Here is a 17,270-nt window from a genome sequence, read left to right on the forward strand (position 1 = left end):
ACTTGCTCGTTTTTTGCGCAAATAGAGAGTCGCAGGAATGAAGCTGTTAGCCTCCCGTTATCTGCTCCTTGTCGCATTTTCGCTGCTACTGGGCGCTTGCCAAAGCACGCCATCGGCCACTACTGAGGCGACCGGTGCACGGGCCGCGGCCATCGCGCAGCTGGAACAAAACCTGGCCAGTAGCGAGCTGGCCACCGCCGAGGACCAACTGGCAACCTTGCAGGCCCAGTCGCCCGACGACCCTTCCCTTGTGCAATATCAACGGCAATTGGCTGAAGCCTATCTGCGCCGCAGCCAGATCGTGTTGCAAAAGGGCGACGTGAATGCGGCCGCCACGGCGCTGGCTCGGGCTCGGGCGTTGATGCCAAAGGCTCCGGCGCTGACCGGTGGGCTCAACAACGCCATCGTCGATGCCCGTAAAGCCGAGCTGGACAGGGCTGAAGCGGCGCTGTTGGCTGCTGAAGCCAAACCGCAGGCGAAAGTGATTGATCCGACCGCCGAAAGCACCACGGTTGCGTTGAACCTCACCGATATGGCCAAGCTTCGCCGTCAATTGGATGCGATCGCCGCTGATGTGGTCAATTACCAGTGCGACGTGAGTATTCAGGCGCCGCGCACCCAGGATTACCCGTGGTTGGCTACGTTGCTGACCAAGCGGGTGAAGAAACTGGATTCGGGGTTTGATTTGAACCTGCAAAAGCAGATCCTGCGCAACGTTCCGGCGCAGATCGTCTTGAGCCCGCGTAAACCCTAAAAGCTTCGCGGGCAAGCCTCGCTCCTACAGGGTCGCGTCGTTCATCACACAAGCGAACGACACGATACTTGTAGGAGCGAGGCTTGCCCGCGAAGGCGTCCTTGCTATCGATACAAATCCTTAAGCCGGAATCGCCTTGGCCTTCGGCTCCCGATCCCAAACCCGATGCTGTCCGATCGCCGCAAAAAACGGTTTGATCAATTTGGCATCCGTCCCCACGATCAACCCCGCATCCACCTCAAGCTTCAACACATCCAGCAACTGCTTCGCTTCGCCATGCAGCGCAATCGCCTTCAAGTGCTTGTACGCCTCCAACAGGTAATGCAGCGCCACGCCATCGGTGCTCAACGCCTTGATCGACGCCGCGCCACCGGGCACGAACACCGCATCGAATGCCACTGACGGCAAGCCTTCCATCGACGCATCAACCGGCAGTGTCTTGCCATCGGCAGTGGTCACGGGCGCGGAAGTCGGGCCGAGCAATTTGGCGTGCGCCCCTTCGGCCTTCAGCGCCTTCTTCATCGCATCAATCGCAGCACCATCGACACCGTTGGCCGCGAGAATCGCCACTTTGCGGGTTTTGATGTCTGCTGGCAGCAGGTTGGCCTGGCTCAAGGCGGGTGAGCGGTCAGGCGAGGTTTTACGCACTTCGACGGTGCCAGCCTTTGGCGCCGGCAAGCCGAGGTTCTGTGCCACGCGCTTGGCCAGTTCCAGGTCGATATTGGCCAGAATCTCATTCACCTGACGCGCACGGATGAACTCCCGCTCGACCTTGCCCAGCTCAAAGCTGTAAGCCGAGATGATGTGTTCCTGCTCGTGCTTGCTCATGCTGTGGAAAAACAGCCGCGCCTGGGAGAAATGGTCGCTGAACGACTCGCTGCGCTGGCGAATCTTGTTGGCGTCTATGCGCTCAGGGTAGGTCTCGAATCCACCGTCCTGCGCGGCGGGCGGCGTTTCTTTCGGCCAACCGCCATCGATGGAGTTCGGCTCGTAGGACGCGCGGCCCTTGTCGATGGTGGTGCGATGCAGTGCATCCCGTTGGCCGTTATGGAACGGTGCCACCGGACGGTTGATCGGGATCTCGTGAAAGTTTGGCCCGCCAAGTCGGCTGATCTGGGTATCGGTGTAGGAAAACAGTCGCCCCTGCAACAAGGGATCGTTGGAGAAGTCGATTCCCGGCACGATATGGCCAGGGCAGAACGCAACCTGCTCGGTTTCCGCAAAGAAGTTGTCGGGGTTACGGTTGAGGGTCATTTTGCCCAACGGGGTGATCGGCACCAGCTCTTCCGGGATCAACTTGGTCGGGTCGAGGATATCGAAGTCGAATTTATGTTCGTTTTCTTCCTCGATGACCTGCACGCCTAGTTCCCATTCCGGGTAGTCGCCCATCTCGATCGACTCCCAGAGATCACGACGGTGATAGTCGGTGTCTTTACCGGCGAGCTTCTGCGCTTCATCCCACACCAGCGAGCAGGTACCGGCGGTAGGGCGCCAGTGGAATTTGACGAAGCGTGATTTTCCTTCGGCATTGATCAACCGGAACGTATGCACGCCGAAGCCTTGCATGCTGCGCAGGCTTTTCGGGATCGCCCGGTCGGACATGGCCCAGATCACCATGTGCGCGGATTCCGGCACCAGGGAAACGAAGTCCCAGAACGTATCGTGAGCCGAGCCGCCGGTAGGAATCTCGTTATGCGGCTCGGGCTTCACGGCGTGCACGAAGTCGGGAAACTTGATCGCATCCTGAATGAAAAACACCGGCATGTTGTTGCCCACCAGGTCGAAGTTGCCTTCGTCAGTGAAGAACTTCACGGCGAAACCTCGTACGTCCCGCACGGTATCACCCGACCCGCGCGGGCCCTGCACCGTGGAGAAGCGCACGAAGACCGGGGTTTTTTTGCCCGGATCCTGTAGGAATCCAGCCTTGGTCAGTACCGAATGGTTTTCATAGGCCTGGAAGAAGCCATGGGCGCTGGTGCCGCGGGCGTGAACGATGCGCTCCGGGATCCGCTCATGGTCAAAATGCGTGATTTTTTCACGCATGATGAAGTCTTCCAGCAACGACGGCCCGCGAGCACCGACCTTCAAGGTGTTCTGGTTGTCCGAAACCTTCACGCCCTGATTGGTGCGCAGGGCTTGTTCGGTGGCGTCGGAGCGGAATTTTTCCAGGCTATCGAGCTTGGCATTGGTGTTGCCGCGGTCCAGGGTGTTGGTCCCGGCCAGTGCGCTTTTAGGTGCGGCAGGCTTCTTGGTACTCATCAGTCTTAAACTCCTCGTTGCGATCTCGTCCTAGCCGGACTTGTGAGCAATGTTCCAGGCACGGCACCTGGCGGTTCGAGTTGCTTAATTAGTGACTGGCGAGGAATTCAGCCGTTCCTTTTTTCTAACCTTTGATCGCGTTATTGCCAAATGGAAGGTTGAATGCGGAATAAATGCTAATAACCTCTATACGGACAGGCTAAAATGCGCGCCCGGCTAACCGCTGACCCTATTCCAACGCGCCCCACAAGGTTCGCTACGTGATCGAGTTTCAAAACGTCCACAAAACCTACCGCGTCGCCGGTAAGGATATCCCCGCCCTGCACCCGACCAGTCTGACGATTGAGAACGGTCAGGTCTTTGGTCTGATCGGTCATTCCGGTGCGGGAAAAAGTACCCTGCTGCGTCTGATCAATCGCCTGGAAGAGTCCAGTGGCGGCAAGATCATCGTCGACGGCGAAGAAGTCACGGCGCTCGACGCCAACAGCCTGCGCCGCTTCCGCCAGCAGGTCGGGATGATTTTCCAGCACTTCAACCTGCTGGCGTCCAAGACCGTGGCCGACAACGTCGCGTTGCCGCTGACCCTGGCCGGTGAACTCTCGCGTAGCGAGATTGACCAGCGTGTCGCCGAGTTGCTGGCGCGGGTTGGTTTGTCCGACCATGCCAAAAAGTACCCGGCGCAGCTGTCCGGTGGCCAGAAGCAGCGTGTCGGCATTGCCCGCGCCCTGGCGACCAAGCCAAAAATCCTGCTGTGCGATGAAGCCACCAGCGCCCTGGACCCGCAGACCACTGCGTCGGTCCTGCAATTGCTGGCCGAGATCAACCGCGAGTTGAAACTGACCATCGTCCTGATCACCCACGAGATGGACGTGATCCGCCGGGTCTGCGACCAAGTGGCGGTCATGGACGCGGGTGTGATCGTCGAGCAAGGTTCGGTCGCCGAGGTATTCCTGCATCCCAAGCACCCGACCACCAAACGTTTTGTGCAAGAAGATGAACAGATCGATGAAAGCGAACAGCGTGACGACTTCTCTCACGTGCCGGGCCGCATCGTGCGTCTGACGTTCCAGGGCGAAGCGACCTACGCGCCGTTGCTGGGTACCGTCGCTCGGGAAACGGGTGTGGACTACAGCATCCTGGCCGGTCGTATTGACCGCATCAAAGACATCCCATACGGGCAACTGACTCTGGCCGTCACCGGTGGCGACATGGAAGCGGCGTTCGCCCACTTCACCGCAGCTGACGTTCACATGGAGGTCCTGCGCTGATGGAAGTCCTGACAAGTTTCTTCGTCAACATTGACTGGTTCGAAATCTGGCTGGCCACTGGCGACACCCTGCTGATGCTCTTCGGTTCGTTGTTGTTCACCGTTTTGCTCGGCCTGCCGTTAGGCGTGCTGTTGTTCCTGTGCAGCCCGCGTCAGTTGCTGGAAGCCAGAGGCGTCTACGCGATGCTGTCGCTGATGGTGAACATCCTGCGTTCACTGCCGTTCATCATTCTGCTGATCGTGATGATCCCGTTCACCGTGTTGATCACCGGCACGTCCCTCGGGGTTGCTGGTGCGATTCCGCCGCTGGTGATTGGCGCTACGCCTTTCTTCGCGCGACTGGTGGAAACCGCCTTGCGTGAAGTGGATCGCGGCATCATCGAGGCCACCCAGGCCATGGGCGCCACGACACGGCAGATCATCACCAATGCCTTGCTGCCGGAAGCCCGTCCAGGCATCTTCGCGGCTATTACGGTGACAGCGATTACACTGGTGTCCTACACGGCAATGGCCGGTGTGGTCGGCGCGGGTGGTCTGGGCGACCTGGCGATCCGTTTCGGTTATCAGCGTTTCCAGCCTGATGTGATGGTCGTGACCGTGATGTTGCTGCTGGTGTTGGTTCAAGTACTGCAAACCGTTGGCGACAAGCTGGTTGTCCACTTCTCTCGTAAATGACAATTGAGCCGGCCATTCGCTGGCAGGCGCCGAAGACAGGCGCCTCACATGGAGTTAGCTGAATGAAAAAACTACTCGTCGCGTTCGCAGCCGTTGCAGCGTTTTCCGCTCACGCGGATACCCTGACCGTCGCAGCCACCCCGGTTCCGCACGCGGAAATCCTCGAATTCGTTAGACCGGCCCTGGCCAAAGAAGGCGTGGACCTGAGGGTCAAGGTCTTCACCGACTATATCCAGCCGAACGTGCAGGTTGCCGAGAAGCGTCTGGACGCCAACTTCTTCCAGCACCAGCCGTACCTCGATGAGTTCAACAAGGCCAAGAGCACTAATCTGGTTGCCGTTGCCGGCGTGCATCTGGAACCGCTGGGCGCTTACTCCAGCAAATACAAAGCGCTGACCGAGCTCCCAGGCGGCGCCAACGTGGTGATCCCGAACGACGCCACCAACGGCGGCCGTGCGCTGTTGCTGCTGGCCAAGGCTGGCCTGATCAAGTTGAAGGATTCGAACAACATCCTCGCGACGGTCAAGGACATCACCGAGAACTCCAAGGACCTGAAGTTCCGTGAACTGGAAGCCGCGACCATCCCGCGCGTGCTGACCCAGGTCGACCTGGCGCTGATCAACACCAACTACGCGCTGGAAGCCAAACTCGATCCATCCAAGGACGCGCTGGTTATCGAAGGCAACGACTCGCCGTACGTGAACATCCTCGTTGCCCGCCCGGACGACAAGGACAGCGAAGCCATGAAGAAACTGGTTGCTGCGCTGCACAGCCCGGAAGTGAAGGCCTTCATTCTCGAGAAGTACAAAGGCGCGGTATTGCCGGCGTTTTGATCTGAAGCTCTAACAAAAAATGGGGCGCATCGAATGCGCCCCATTTTTTTATGCCCGAAACACCATCCCCTGTAGGAGCCAGGCTTGCCGGCGAAGGCGATCTTACGGGCGCCTTCGCCGGCAAGCCTGGCTCCTACACGAGCAGGTCGCTTATTTGCGGTTAAGCATCACCGGCAACTGCGCCACCAACTTGGCGTTGTTCAACGGTGCGCGAATGAAACCACGCTGTGTCCCGTCCGGTCCGATGACCGCCAGGTTGCCGCTGTGATCGACGGTGTAGTTCGGCTTGCTGGTGTCCGCCGGAATGAACGGAATGCTCACCGCGTTGGCCAGTTTCTGAATGTCTTCCACCGACGCAGCCGTCAGGCCCTGAAACTGCGGATCAAAGTAGCCCAGGTACTGCTTGAGCTGCTTGGGCGTGTCGCGGTTCGGGTCGACGCTGACCAGGATGATCTGCAACTTGGCCGCAGCCTCCGGCGGCAGTTCGCTTTTGATCTGGCGCAGCTGGGCGAGGGTGGTCGGGCAGATGTCCGGGCAGAAGGTGTAGCCGAAGAACAGCAGCGACCATTTGTCTTTCAGCTCGTTGACCGCCACTGGCTTGCCGTCCTGATCGGTCATCGTCACGTTCGGCAAGTTGCGGCTTTGCGGCAGCAAAATGATCCCGGCGTCGATCAGGGCCGTCGGATCGCCCTGGCCTTTGCCGGACAGCACTTTATTGATGGTCAGGCCCAGAACCAGCGCGATCAGGGCGACGAGGATAAAGACGGTTTTCTGAGTTCGAGTCATAGGTTCAACAGTAAGTAGTGGTCTACGAGCAGCGCGATAAACAGCAGGAACAAGTAGTAGATAGAGTACTTGAAGGTGTTGATCGCCGCGTGCGGCCGAGTGCCACGGTACAGCACCACGGCCCATTGCAGAAACCTTGCGCCCAGTCCCAGGGCACAAATCAGGTAGAGCATGCCGCTCATGTGGATCACGTACGGCATCAGGCTCACTGCCAGCAGCGCGAAGGTATAAAGCAGGATGTGGACCTTGGTGTAGTGCTCGCCATGGGTCACCGGCAGCATCGGGATGTCGGCCTTGGCGTATTCCTCTTTGCGGTGAATGGCCAGGGCCCAGAAGTGCGGCGGGGTCCAGGCGAAGATTATCAGCACCAGCAGCAAGGGTTCGGCGCTGATATGACCGGTTGCAGCGGTCCAGCCCAGCAATGGCGGGGCAGCACCGGCGAGGCCACCGATGACAATGTTCTGCGGCGTCGCGCGTTTCAGGAAGCCGGTGTAGACCACCGCATAGCCGAGCAAGGACGCGAGGGTCAGCCAAGCCGTCAGCGCGTTGGTGAAGGCCAGCAATATGGCTTGCCCAAGCACCGCCAATACCAAGGCAAACGTCAGCGCCGCCGCCGGTGACACCCGACCTTCTGCCAAGGGACGTTTGTGAGTTCTGGCCATGACCGCATCGATACGCCGGTCCACCACATGGTTCACCGCCGCCGCACCGCCGGCACACAATGCGATCCCCAGATTGCCGAACACCAGTACCGTCCACGGCACCCCGGCGCGGGTCGCGAGAAACATGCCGACCAACGAAGTGATGAGCATCAGTACCACCACTTTCGGCTTGGTCAGCTCCAGGTAGTCACGCCAGATCGCCTGGCTGTGACGTTCGCCGATCAGAGTCGCCATGGCATCTCTCCTTTTATTGTTATGGGCCCGGCTGAATTTTTACGCGGGCTGAGTCGCCAGCGCGCAGGGTGTTGCTGTTTGACCCGAACCAGGCTGGTTCGCGCGTGATAATTGACCAGTACCAACGTCAGCAACAGTGCCGCGCCGCCCGCGTTGTGGGCGACGGCGACTGGCAACGGCAGGTGAAAAAGAACGTTGCTGATGCCCAACGTGATCTGCGCCGCGAGGGCGATCAGCACCAGCCCGGCCAGGCGCGTCATGCCGACGACCTTCAGTTGCCAGGCCAGGCCCAGCAACCCCAGAGTCACGAGCAATGCGCCGATACGGTGAGTCAGGTGAATCGCGGTGCGGGCATCGCTGTCCAGTTGCCCGCCGAGGTAATTGGGGCCGATGTGTTGAGTCAGGTGAAATCCGTTGGCGAAATCAGCCGGTGGCAGCCATTGCCCGTGGCAAGTCGGAAAGTCGATACAGGCCACCGCCGCGTAGTTGGAACTGACCCAGCCACCGAGGGCGATTTGCAGGATCACCAGCAACAACCCGGCGGTCGCCCAGTGCTGCAAACGCCGTGGCACGGTCAGCGCCGGCAACACGCCGGACAGGCGCAAGGTCAGCAAAAACAGCAGGCTCAAGGTCGCAAAACCGCCGAGCAAATGCCCGGTCACCACCTGCGGCCAGAGCTTGAGCGTCACCGTCCACATACCGAACGCCGCTTGGGCGATCACCACCGCCAGCAGCAACAGCGGCAACTTCACCGGTTGCCCCGGATGACGCCGATGCACCCAGGCGCGCCCGGCCAGCACCGAAATCAACAACCCCAACGTGCCGGCGAAATAGCGATGGACCATTTCGTTCCAGCCTTTGTGGGCTTCGACGGGCGCATCGGGAAAGTGCAATTCGGCATGGGCCAGCTGGGCTTCGCTTTTCGGCACGCTGATAAAGCCGTAGCAACCCGGCCAGTCCGGGCAGCCGAGGCCGGCGTGGGTCAGGCGGGTGTAGGCGCCGAGCAGCACCACAATCAGTGCCAGCAAGGTGGCAAACAGCGCGAGGCGAAATCCAGGTTTGGCCATGACGATGCCCTTATCCGATGTTCGACAGTTTCAGCAGATGACGCAGGTCGTTGAGCAGGTCTTTACCCTTCACCGTCGGGTCGTAGCGCAACACCAGATTGCCGTGGGGGTCGATGATCCACAGCTGGGGCACGGCTTTGTCGCCGGTGGTCTTGCTGAAGGTGGTCAGGTCCATTGGGTAACGTTGCAGTTGCGGATATTCGCGGGTCAGCTTGGCGTCGTAATCAGCCGTCAGCGGTTGCGCCGCGGCCAACGCGTGACTGGCGCGCCCGGCATCGCGGCCGAGGCCGATCTGGATCTGCCGCGCCAGGTACACCAGTTGCTGGCAGTCCACCGAGCAATCTTTCGGCGCCGTGACCAGCAACTGCCAGCGGTCCTCCTGCGCCTGCACGCCAAGGTCGGCACGGGTCTGGCCGTTGCCGATCAGCTCGCCGTGATAGCTGCGACCTTCCGGCACCCAGAATTGCAATTTGTACATGCCGGTGGCGAGGATCATCGGACCGATCACCCCAAGGACGATCAGCAATAACTGCAAGCGGCCCTTGCGCCGACTCGCCGGCGTTTTCGCCTCAGACATGCTGGGTGGATTCATGGCCGCTCCCATGGTGTTTCTCCTTTGCGTTGTGCCAGCCGAGATAGAGATAAAGGCCGAACAGGGCGATCGACATCGCGAACCACTGCACGGCATAAGCGATATGTTTTTCCGGCCCCATGGCCACCACCGGCCAATCGGCCTGGTAGGACGCGGGACCGGTTTCTGCGCGTAATTCGTAGGCAAAACCGTCACGATCGAGCGCCGTCCACAGCTTCACCGGTTCGACGGCAGTGATCAGTCGTGGCCAGGTGGTGGTGCTCGGATCGGCGTGCAATTGGAAAGTGGCGCCGGGGGAGACGTAGATCCAGGCATCGAGACTCAGGGCCTGAGTCGGGGTAGTGAACTGCGGCGGGGTGCGCCGATCGGGCCATGGCAGCCAGCCACGATTGACCAGCAGCCAGAGCCCGGTCGCCTGGTCCTGAAACGGTTGCAGCAGTTCGACACCGACCTTGCCGTCACGTTGGCGGTTATCCAGCAGCAGGCTGTGTGCGGCATCGAACTGGCCGTGCAGACGGACCCGGCGAAAGGCCGGATCCTCGGTGTGTTGCAGCGCGGTGCTGGCCATCGGTTCAGCCGCCCGGCGCTCGGTGTAGCTTTGCAACAGCGCGCTTTTCTCCGCGCCCCGGCTCAGTTGCCAGAACCCGAGTGACACCAGTATGGGCAGCAACAACGCGACCACCAGGGTCGGCACGATGCCCGGCTGAAAGCGCTTCATGGCGTCGCCAGAAAGTCGCTAGTCGCGATAGCTATACTCAAGTGCATCGCCTTTCCCCCGGAGTCTCACCATGCTCAAAGCAGCCATCGTCCTGATGCTGATTGCCACGGTTGTCAGCCTGTTCAGCGGCCTGTTTTTTCTGGTCAAGGACGACAGCAGCTCGAACCGCCTCGTCATTGCCTTGAGTGTTCGTGTTGCGCTGGCCGCCATTACCGTCGGCTTGATCGCCTGGGGTTTTTTCAGCGGCCAGTTGGTGTCCCACGTTCCGTGGTAGCTACAAGCTTGAAGCTTGAAGCTTGAAGCTTGAAGCTTGTAGCTGCTCTTAAAGCACGTAGACGAAAACGAACAGCCCGATCCACACCACGTCCACGAAGTGCCAATACCAACTCGCCGCTTCAAACCCGAACTGGTGCTCGTTATCGAAGTGCCCGCGCAGGACCCGCATCAGCATCACAAACAGAATGATGGTGCCCATGGTCACGTGGGCGCCGTGGAAGCCGGTGAGCATGAAGAATGTTGCGCCGTAGATGCCGGAACCCAGGGTCAGGCCCAGTTCCTGATAGGCGTGGATGTATTCTTCGGCCTGAAAACCGAGGAACGCACAGCCGAGCAATACTGTGATCGCCAGCCAGATTTTCAGTGCCCCGCGATGGCCCTTTTTCAAGGCGTGGTGGGCGATGGTCACGGTGACGCTGGAACTCACCAGCAACACGGTGTTGAGCAGCGGCAGGCCCCATGGACTGATGACGTCCTTGGGTGCCGGGAAGAGTTTCGGGTCCGGGTTGTTCAGCAGCGGCCAGACGAACTCGAAGTTCGGCCACAGCATGTGGGCGAGGCCTTTGGCGCCGTCACCGCCCAGCGATGGGCCAGTGATGTTGCGCACATAAAACAATGCGCCGAAGAAGGCAATGAAGAACATCACCTCCGAGAAGATGAACCAGCTCATGCCCCAGCGGAACGAGCGATCCATCTGCGCGCTGTACAACCCCTGACGACTTTCCTTGATCACCGTCCCGAACCAACCGAACAGCATGTAGGCCAGCAGCAGGCCGCCGACGAAAAAGATCAGCGGGCCATGGGATTCGGGGCGCGCAGCTTTCAGGTCGTTGAACCAGGTAGCCAGGCCGAACACGGTGACGAACATACCGACGGTGGCGATGATCGGCCATTTGCTCTGGGCCGGTACGTAATAGTGTTCATGAGTTGCCATTTATTGTTCTCCTTATCGGGCACGCTCAGCCGCCAGTGTTTACAGCCACCGGTGGATGTCGGGCGGTGATATCGAACAGCGTGTAGGACAGCGTCAGGTGCTTCACTTCCTTGGGCATGTCGCGGTCAACGATGAAACGTACCGGCATCTCGATCCGTTGACCGGGCTGCAGCACTTGCTGGGTAAAGCAGAAACATTCGGTCTTGTGGAAATACGCCGCTGCATTGCTCGGCGCGATGCTCGGCACCGCCTGGGCACTCATCGGGCGATCGGTCGGGTTGTGCGCGATGAAAATCATCTCGTTCACGGCTCCGGGGTTGGCCGTCAGTTCGTCACTTTTGGGATAGAAATCCCAGGACATGTCCGCGGCATTGGTCGACAGAAACTGCACGCGCACCTGACGCGAAGTGTCGACCGTCTGCTCGCCTTCGTACTGCCCGCCAGTCTTGCCATTGATGCCGAACGCCTTGCACATCACGTCGTAGATCGGCACCAGGGCAAACCCGAAGACAAACATCGCCACCACCACCAGCAGCAGACGCGTGACCAGCTTCTTCATCGAAATCGAGTCAGCCATGATTCCAACCCTCACCGCCGAACACTGTGGGAGCGGGCTTGCCCGCGATAGCGGTATGTCTGGCACACCGCGTCGACTTCATCGCTGGCAAGCCAGCTCCCACAGGAATTGCCACGAGGCCGAAGGTGTTCATTTCACTTCCGGCGGTGTGGTGAAGGTGTGATACGGCGCCGGTGACGGGACGCTCCATTCCAGGCCTTCCGCGCCATCCCACGGTTTGGCCGGTGCTGGCGCGCCGCCGCGGATGGTCTTGATCACGATGAACAGAAAGAAAATCTGCGTAGCGCCGAACATGAACGCACCGATCGACGACACCATGTTGAAGTCGGCGAATTGCAGGTTGTAGTCCGGAATCCGCCGCGGCATGCCTGCCAGCCCCACGAAGTGCATCGGGAAGAACGCCATGTTCATGCCGATGAACGAGAGCCAGAAGTGCAGCTTGCCGAGGGTTTCGTCGTACATGTGGCCGGTCCATTTCGGCAGCCAGTAGTAAGCCGAGGCGAAGATTCCGAAGATCGCACCCGGCACCAGTACGTAGTGGAAGTGCGCGACCACAAAATACGTGTCCTGGTACTGGAAGTCCGCCGGGGCGATGGCCAGCATCAACCCTGAGAACCCGCCAATCGAGAACAGGATCACGAACGCCACCGCGAACAGCATCGGCGTCTCGAAGGTCAGCGAGCCCTGCCACATGGTGCTGGCCCAGTTGAACACCTTCACGCCCGTCGGCACCGCGATCAGCAGCGTGGCGTACATGAAGAACAGCTCGCCCACCAACGGAATGCCGACCACGAACATGTGGTGCGCCCAGACGATGAACGACAGGAACGCGATGCTCGCTGTCGCATAGACCATCGAGGTGTAGCCGAACAGCGGCTTGCGCGAAAAGGCCGGAATGATCGAGCTGACGGCACCGAAGGCCGGCAGGATCATGATGTACACCTCGGGATGCCCGAAAAACCAGAACACGTGCTGGAACAACACCGGATCACCGCCACCGGCGGCACTGAAGAAGCTGGTGCCGAAGTGGATGTCCATCAGCATCATCGTCACGCACCCGGCCAGCACCGGCATCACCGCGATCAGCAGGAATGCGGTGATCAGCCAGGTCCAGACGAACAGCGGCATTTTCATCAACGTCATGCCGGGGGCGCGCAGGTTGAGAATGGTCGCGATCACGTTGATCGCGCCCATGATCGAACTGATCCCCATCAAGTGGATGGCGAAGATGAAGAACGTCACGCTTTCCGGTGCGTAGGTCGTCGACAGCGGGGCGTAGAACGTCCAGCCGAAGTTCGGTCCGCCACCGGGGGTGAACAGGGTCGACACCAACAGGATGAACGCCGCCGGCAACAGCCAGAAGCTGAAGTTGTTCATCCGTGGCAAGGCCATGTCCGGCGCGCCGATCATCAACGGGATCATCCAGTTGGCGAGGCCGACGAAGGCCGGCATCACCGCACCGAACACCATGACCAGACCGTGCATGGTGGTCATCTGGTTGAAGAATTCCGGCTGGACGATTTGCAGTCCCGGCTGGAACAGCTCGGCGCGAATCACCATCGCGAACGAGCCGCCCAACAGGAACATGGAGAACGCAAACCACAGGTACAGCGTGCCGATGTCCTTGTGGTTGGTGGTCAGCACCCAGCGCATCAGGCCTTTGGCGGGACCGTGGACGTGATCGGCATGACCATGGTCATCGATGACGGCGCTCATGGCGTGTCTCCTGCAAACAGATGGGCTGGGCAGGCCAGGGCGCGCAGCCCCGACCGGTTCCTTGGTTGCGCAATAGACCGGGTCATTTGCTTTCCGCCTGTTTCAGCTCCAGCACTTCTTTAGGAGTGACCATGTCGCCTTTGTTGTTGCCCCAGGCGTTACGTTCGTAGGTCACGACCGCCGCGATATCGACTTCCGAGAGCTGCTTGCCGAAAGCCGCCATGGAGGTGCCTGGCTTGCCGTGGAAGACAATGTTCAAGTGATCCTTGATCGGTCCGGTGGCGATTTTCGAGCCCTTGAGCGCCGGGAACATCGGCGGCAAGCCCTGACCTTCGGCCTGGTGACAGGCGACGCAGGTGGTGTGATAGACCTTGTCGCCGCGCTCTTTGAGCTCGTCGAGGGTCCATTCCTTGCTGGTCAGCTCTTTAAGCTGCAAGGCTTCGGCTTTGCGCTCGCCCAGCCATTTTTCGTAGTCGGCCTTTTCCTTGACCTCGACCACGATTGGCATGAAGCCATGGTCCTTGCCGCACAGTTCGGCGCACTGGCCACGGTAGATGCCGGGCTTGTCGACGCGGGTCCAGGCTTCGTTGACGAACCCCGGAATCGCATCGCGCTTGACCGCGAAGGCTGGCACCCACCAGGAGTGGATAACGTCGGCGGAAGTCACGAGGAAGCGCACCTTGGCGCCAATCGGCAGCACCAGCGGCTTGTCGACCTCGAGCAAGTAGTGCTCGCTTTTGGCTTCCTTGTTGTGGATCTGGTCGGCGGGGGTCGTCAGGTTGCTGAAGAACTCGACGTCCTGGCCCAGGTATTTGTAATGCCACTTCCATTGATAGCCGGTGACCTGGATATCGATATCCGGCTCACTGGCGTCGTACATCTTGATCAGGGTTGCCGTCGCAGGAACCGCCATGGCCACCAGGATCAGGAAGGGCACGATGGTCCAGAGGATTTCAACGGTGGTGCTTTCATGAAATTTTGCGGCCACCTGCCCTGTGGAGCGGCGGTGGACCATCATCGACCAGAACATGGCGCCGAAGACGATGATGCCGATCACTACACAGATCCAGAAGATGGTCATGTGCAGGTCAAATACTGCGTGACTGATTTCAGTCGCTCCCGGCGCCATATTTACAGTCCAGGCGGCTTGCGCCTGACTGAAAATCGACCACAACAGGAGGCCCATCCAGACGTGTGGATGTCGCATCATTGCGGGTTCCCCTTATCGTTCTTGTTATCCCGCCGGCTTTCACCTGCGGCAAGGGAGCGGCTTTTTCAGACTACGAACTTGAATCGCCGAGCCTTGCTGCGTGTGCAGTCGGGCGTCATCAGCTAACTCCATTCCCACCCGAGTATAGACAGCGACTGCTACCTCGCAACGTGATGGCGTAAATGATCTGAAACAGCTGGGACTTGCGTTCAAGGTCACGAATGGAGAAGGATGCAGACGAGTGGTGGCAAATCGATATAACGGAGGCGTCTCAAGAATGAAACAATTATGACAAATGCGTCTTAGCATTTTTCATAAGCCAGCTAAGTTATGTCTTCCCTATTTCATTGCCTTTGTTTCCTGGAGTTTTCATGAACACCGCCGCATTGCGCGAGCAGATCCAAAAAGCCCAACAACACGAGGCCGAGACTGGCCTGTTGACTCGTCAGCTTGAAAGCAAACTGCCTCATCTGCACCCGTCGATCCAATTGCCGGAGGCGGATGCCAACGGCGTGCTGACGCGTTTTGTCGCCGCCTACATCGAAGAAGTTCCTGATCTGCTGGATGCAGCCAATGAAGTCGCCAGGGAAGCGGGTATCGAATCACAGATCAAACCGGTACTGAAAATTGCCGAACAGTACTTTCTCCAGCCGCCGACGATCATGGCGGGGCACATCGGGCTCGACAGCCTGTTGGACGAAGCCTATCTGGCGCATCGGTTTGTCGAAGAGGTCAATGACCTGTACATCAAGCACTTTGGCCAGCCACTGATCCCATTGGACATGACTGTCGCCAACCTGATCGCCCACCAGCTCATCGGTGAGGAGTTCGCCAACCAACTGGATGAAGTGGTGCACCACGCGGTGGACAACATGCTCAACGACGAAAGCTTCGCCCTGGAGTCGGTCGAGGCCTACCGTGAAAAGCTCAGCAGCCCGGATACTGGCGCTGCGTGGAAGCGCTGGCCGTGCATGTCCCGCCGGTTAGGCGTGGGCCTGGAGCTGGATCAGCCCGCCGCCTGATTCTTTAGAGTCAACACCGTCCCCTGTGGGAGCGAGCCTGCTCGCGATGGCGGTGTGTCATTCAACATAAATGTCGACTGATGCACCGCCATCGCGAGCAGGCTCGCTCCCACATTATTTAGCTTTATGCCGCAGAACCGACTCCGACTGTGGTTCGTAAACGGCCTTCCAATCTGCGCTTCAACCCCCGCGCTTCAATCAACAGCTTCGACCCCTTGGCCGCATTGGCCCGACCCCATTCCTCAAGCAGTTCCAGGCACGAATGATCGATGTAGCTCAGGTAATTGAGCGGCACATGCACCGTCGCGCCTGCGGGAATGGTCCCCAACACCTGGGTCAACGCCGGCACCTTGAGAAAGGTCGCAGCACCCGTCAGTCGCAACTCCATCTCGCCCTCCGCCGGCAGGTCGATCAGGCTGATTTTCAGCCGCGATGCCTTCCAGGCCAGTTTGGCCAGGGTCAGCCCGAAGCCGATCAGTACGCCCGTCAGCAGGTCGGTGAAGATGATTGCCAGGGCAGTCGCCGCGTAAGTGAACATCGGCATCCGGCCATATCGGCCCAGGCCGCGAAAGGCCTTGAGGTCGACCAGTTTGAAACCGGTGTACACCAGAACACCCGCCAGACTCGCCACCGGAATGCTTTGCAGCACGCTGGACAGCAGCAACACGAAAGCCAGCAACCACAGACCATGGAAGATCGCCGACATTCGTGTGGTGGCGCCGGCCTGGACGTTGGCCGAACTGCGCACGATCACACCGGTCATGGGCAGCGCGCCGAGCAGGCCGCAAAGCATGTTGCCGACACCCTGTGCTGACAATTCCCGATCAAAGTCGGAACGCTGGCCACTGTGCATGCGGTCCACCGCTGCTGCTGAGAGCAAGGTTTCAGCGCTGGCGATGAAGGCTACGGCGAAAGCAGCGATCAGCAAGGTCGGGTCGGCGAGATTGAGCAAGTCGGCAGGCTTCAGCCAGTCGATGGCCTCCGCCAGGTTGGCCGGGACCTCCACGCGTTTGACCTGCAAGGCGAGCATCAGGCTGGCGACCGTCGCCAGGCCTACGCCAAGGAGTGCGCCGGGAATGAAACGCAGGGAATGAGGACGGAATTTCTCCCACAGCCACATCACCGCAATCGTCGACAGCCCCAGTAAACCGGCTTGCCAGCCCAGAGAAGGCAAGGCCTGGAGCACGGCCGCCGGGAAGGCTGCGAGGTTATCCAGTCCCGAGGGCTTGGGCACGGCATCGAGCATCACATGCACCTGTGAGAGCACGATCAACACGCCAATCCCGGCGAGCATGCCGTACACCACCGCAGGCGCCGTGACCCGAAACCAGCAGCCCAGTTTGAAGCGCCCGGCCATCAGTTGCAGAAAACCCGCCAGCAGCAGGATGGGCCCGAGCATGGCAATGCCATGCTGGCGCACCAGTTCGAACACCAGAACCGCCAGACCCGCCGCCGGGCCACTGACTTGCAGCGGTGAGCCGGCAAGCCAGCCCACCACCAGGCCACCGATGATCCCGGTGATCAAACCCTTGGCCGGCGGCAGGCCCGAGGCAATGGCGATGCCCATGCACAAGGGTAGGGCGACCAGAAACACAACCACGGACGCCAGCAGCTCCCGTGGCAGAACAGCTTTAAGTTGAGCAGCACGCATGGTGACTCTCCCGAAGTTTTCTTCAGGCGTGGCAAAG

At 59.8% G+C, this 17,270-nt stretch carries 17 protein-coding genes; 6 read left to right on the forward strand and 11 right to left on the reverse strand.

Annotated elements, in window-relative coordinates; genetic code table 11:
• Positions 1–37: 37 nt before the first annotated feature.
• Positions 38–754 (forward strand): PA5502 family lipoprotein, encoded by a 717-nt coding sequence (locus ACYZT6_RS27670; protein ID WP_462029416.1) that lies wholly within the window; start codon positions 38–40, stop codon positions 752–754.
• A gap of 120 nt (positions 755–874) precedes the next feature.
• On the opposite strand, the gene katE is transcribed toward ACYZT6_RS27670, so the two are convergent.
• Positions 875–3,013, reverse strand: coding sequence for a catalase HPII (katE, locus tag ACYZT6_RS27675; protein WP_462029417.1), 2,139 nt, complete (start codon positions 3,011–3,013; stop codon positions 875–877).
• 260 nt (positions 3,014–3,273) lie between these two features.
• On the opposite strand from katE, the gene ACYZT6_RS27680 reads away from it, so the two are divergent.
• The 3 genes from ACYZT6_RS27680 (at position 3,274) to ACYZT6_RS27690 (ending at position 5,788) form a co-directional block, all read left to right on the forward strand.
• Positions 3,274–4,281, forward strand: a complete 1,008-nt coding sequence (locus ACYZT6_RS27680) for a methionine ABC transporter ATP-binding protein (RefSeq protein ID WP_109627091.1) — start codon at positions 3,274–3,276, stop codon at positions 4,279–4,281.
• A complete protein-coding gene (locus ACYZT6_RS27685) occupies positions 4,281–4,955 on the forward strand; it encodes a methionine ABC transporter permease (RefSeq protein ID WP_461978216.1) in 675 nt (224 codons plus the stop codon). Before ACYZT6_RS27680 ends, ACYZT6_RS27685 begins: the two co-directional genes overlap by 1 nt.
• Positions 4,956–5,017: 62 nt before the next feature.
• Positions 5,018–5,788, forward strand: coding sequence for a MetQ/NlpA family ABC transporter substrate-binding protein (locus ACYZT6_RS27690; RefSeq protein ID WP_462029418.1), 771 nt, complete (start codon positions 5,018–5,020; stop codon positions 5,786–5,788).
• 150 nt (positions 5,789–5,938) lie between these two features.
• On the opposite strand, the gene ACYZT6_RS27695 is transcribed toward ACYZT6_RS27690, so the two are convergent.
• Genes ACYZT6_RS27695 through ACYZT6_RS27715 form a run of 5 tightly spaced genes read right to left on the reverse strand, consistent with a single transcriptional unit; the run spans position 5,939 to position 9,847 of the window.
• Complete coding sequence (locus ACYZT6_RS27695; protein WP_462029419.1) at positions 5,939–6,574, reverse strand: SCO family protein; 636 nt, start codon at positions 6,572–6,574, stop codon at positions 5,939–5,941.
• On the reverse strand, positions 6,571–7,470 hold the full coding sequence (gene cyoE / locus ACYZT6_RS27700) for a heme o synthase (protein ID WP_462029420.1): 900 nt from the start codon (positions 7,468–7,470) through the stop codon (positions 6,571–6,573). Before cyoE ends, ACYZT6_RS27695 begins: the two co-directional genes overlap by 4 nt.
• Positions 7,458–8,537: a COX15/CtaA family protein gene (locus ACYZT6_RS27705; RefSeq protein WP_462029421.1), complete on the reverse strand. Its 1,080-nt coding sequence runs from the start codon at positions 8,535–8,537 to the stop codon at positions 7,458–7,460. The genes cyoE and ACYZT6_RS27705 overlap by 13 nt, the downstream gene beginning before the upstream one ends.
• Positions 8,538–8,547: 10 nt before the next feature.
• Positions 8,548–9,141 (reverse strand): hypothetical protein, encoded by a 594-nt coding sequence (locus ACYZT6_RS27710; protein WP_438660416.1) that lies wholly within the window; start codon positions 9,139–9,141, stop codon positions 8,548–8,550.
• A complete protein-coding gene (locus ACYZT6_RS27715; protein WP_462029422.1) occupies positions 9,107–9,847 on the reverse strand; it encodes an SURF1 family protein in 741 nt (246 codons plus the stop codon). The genes ACYZT6_RS27710 and ACYZT6_RS27715 overlap by 35 nt, the downstream gene beginning before the upstream one ends.
• A 70-nt stretch (positions 9,848–9,917) precedes the next feature.
• Between ACYZT6_RS27715 and ACYZT6_RS27720 the strand changes: the two genes are divergently transcribed.
• A complete protein-coding gene (locus ACYZT6_RS27720; protein WP_008152470.1) occupies positions 9,918–10,121 on the forward strand; it encodes a twin transmembrane helix small protein in 204 nt (67 codons plus the stop codon).
• Between the two features lie 48 nt (positions 10,122–10,169).
• On the opposite strand, the gene ACYZT6_RS27725 is transcribed toward ACYZT6_RS27720, so the two are convergent.
• The 4 genes from ACYZT6_RS27725 to coxB all read right to left on the reverse strand — a co-directional run bounded on the left by ACYZT6_RS27725 (position 10,170) and on the right by coxB (position 14,560).
• Positions 10,170–11,057 (reverse strand): cytochrome c oxidase subunit 3, encoded by an 888-nt coding sequence (locus tag ACYZT6_RS27725; protein ID WP_462029423.1) that lies wholly within the window; start codon positions 11,055–11,057, stop codon positions 10,170–10,172.
• 25 nt (positions 11,058–11,082) lie between these two features.
• A complete protein-coding gene (locus tag ACYZT6_RS27730) occupies positions 11,083–11,634 on the reverse strand; it encodes a cytochrome c oxidase assembly protein (RefSeq protein WP_462029424.1) in 552 nt (183 codons plus the stop codon).
• A 129-nt stretch (positions 11,635–11,763) separates the two neighbouring features.
• The gene (gene ctaD / locus ACYZT6_RS27735) at positions 11,764–13,350 is read right to left on the reverse strand and encodes a cytochrome c oxidase subunit I (protein ID WP_462029425.1); all 1,587 of its coding nucleotides are present in this window, start codon (positions 13,348–13,350) and stop codon (positions 11,764–11,766) included.
• A gap of 82 nt (positions 13,351–13,432) precedes the next feature.
• Entirely contained in the window at positions 13,433–14,560 is a 1,128-nt protein-coding gene (coxB, locus tag ACYZT6_RS27740; protein ID WP_461978232.1) for a cytochrome c oxidase subunit II, read from the reverse strand.
• A gap of 371 nt (positions 14,561–14,931) precedes the next feature.
• On the opposite strand from coxB, the gene ACYZT6_RS27745 reads away from it, so the two are divergent.
• Entirely contained in the window at positions 14,932–15,582 is a 651-nt protein-coding gene (locus ACYZT6_RS27745) for a hypothetical protein (RefSeq protein WP_462029426.1), read from the forward strand.
• 124 nt (positions 15,583–15,706) lie between these two features.
• On the opposite strand, the gene ACYZT6_RS27750 is transcribed toward ACYZT6_RS27745, so the two are convergent.
• A complete protein-coding gene (locus ACYZT6_RS27750) occupies positions 15,707–17,233 on the reverse strand; it encodes a SulP family inorganic anion transporter (RefSeq protein ID WP_462029427.1) in 1,527 nt (508 codons plus the stop codon).
• Positions 17,234–17,270: the final 37 nt, after the last annotated feature.

The sequence above is a fragment of the Pseudomonas sp. RT6P73 genome (genome assembly GCF_054897715.1).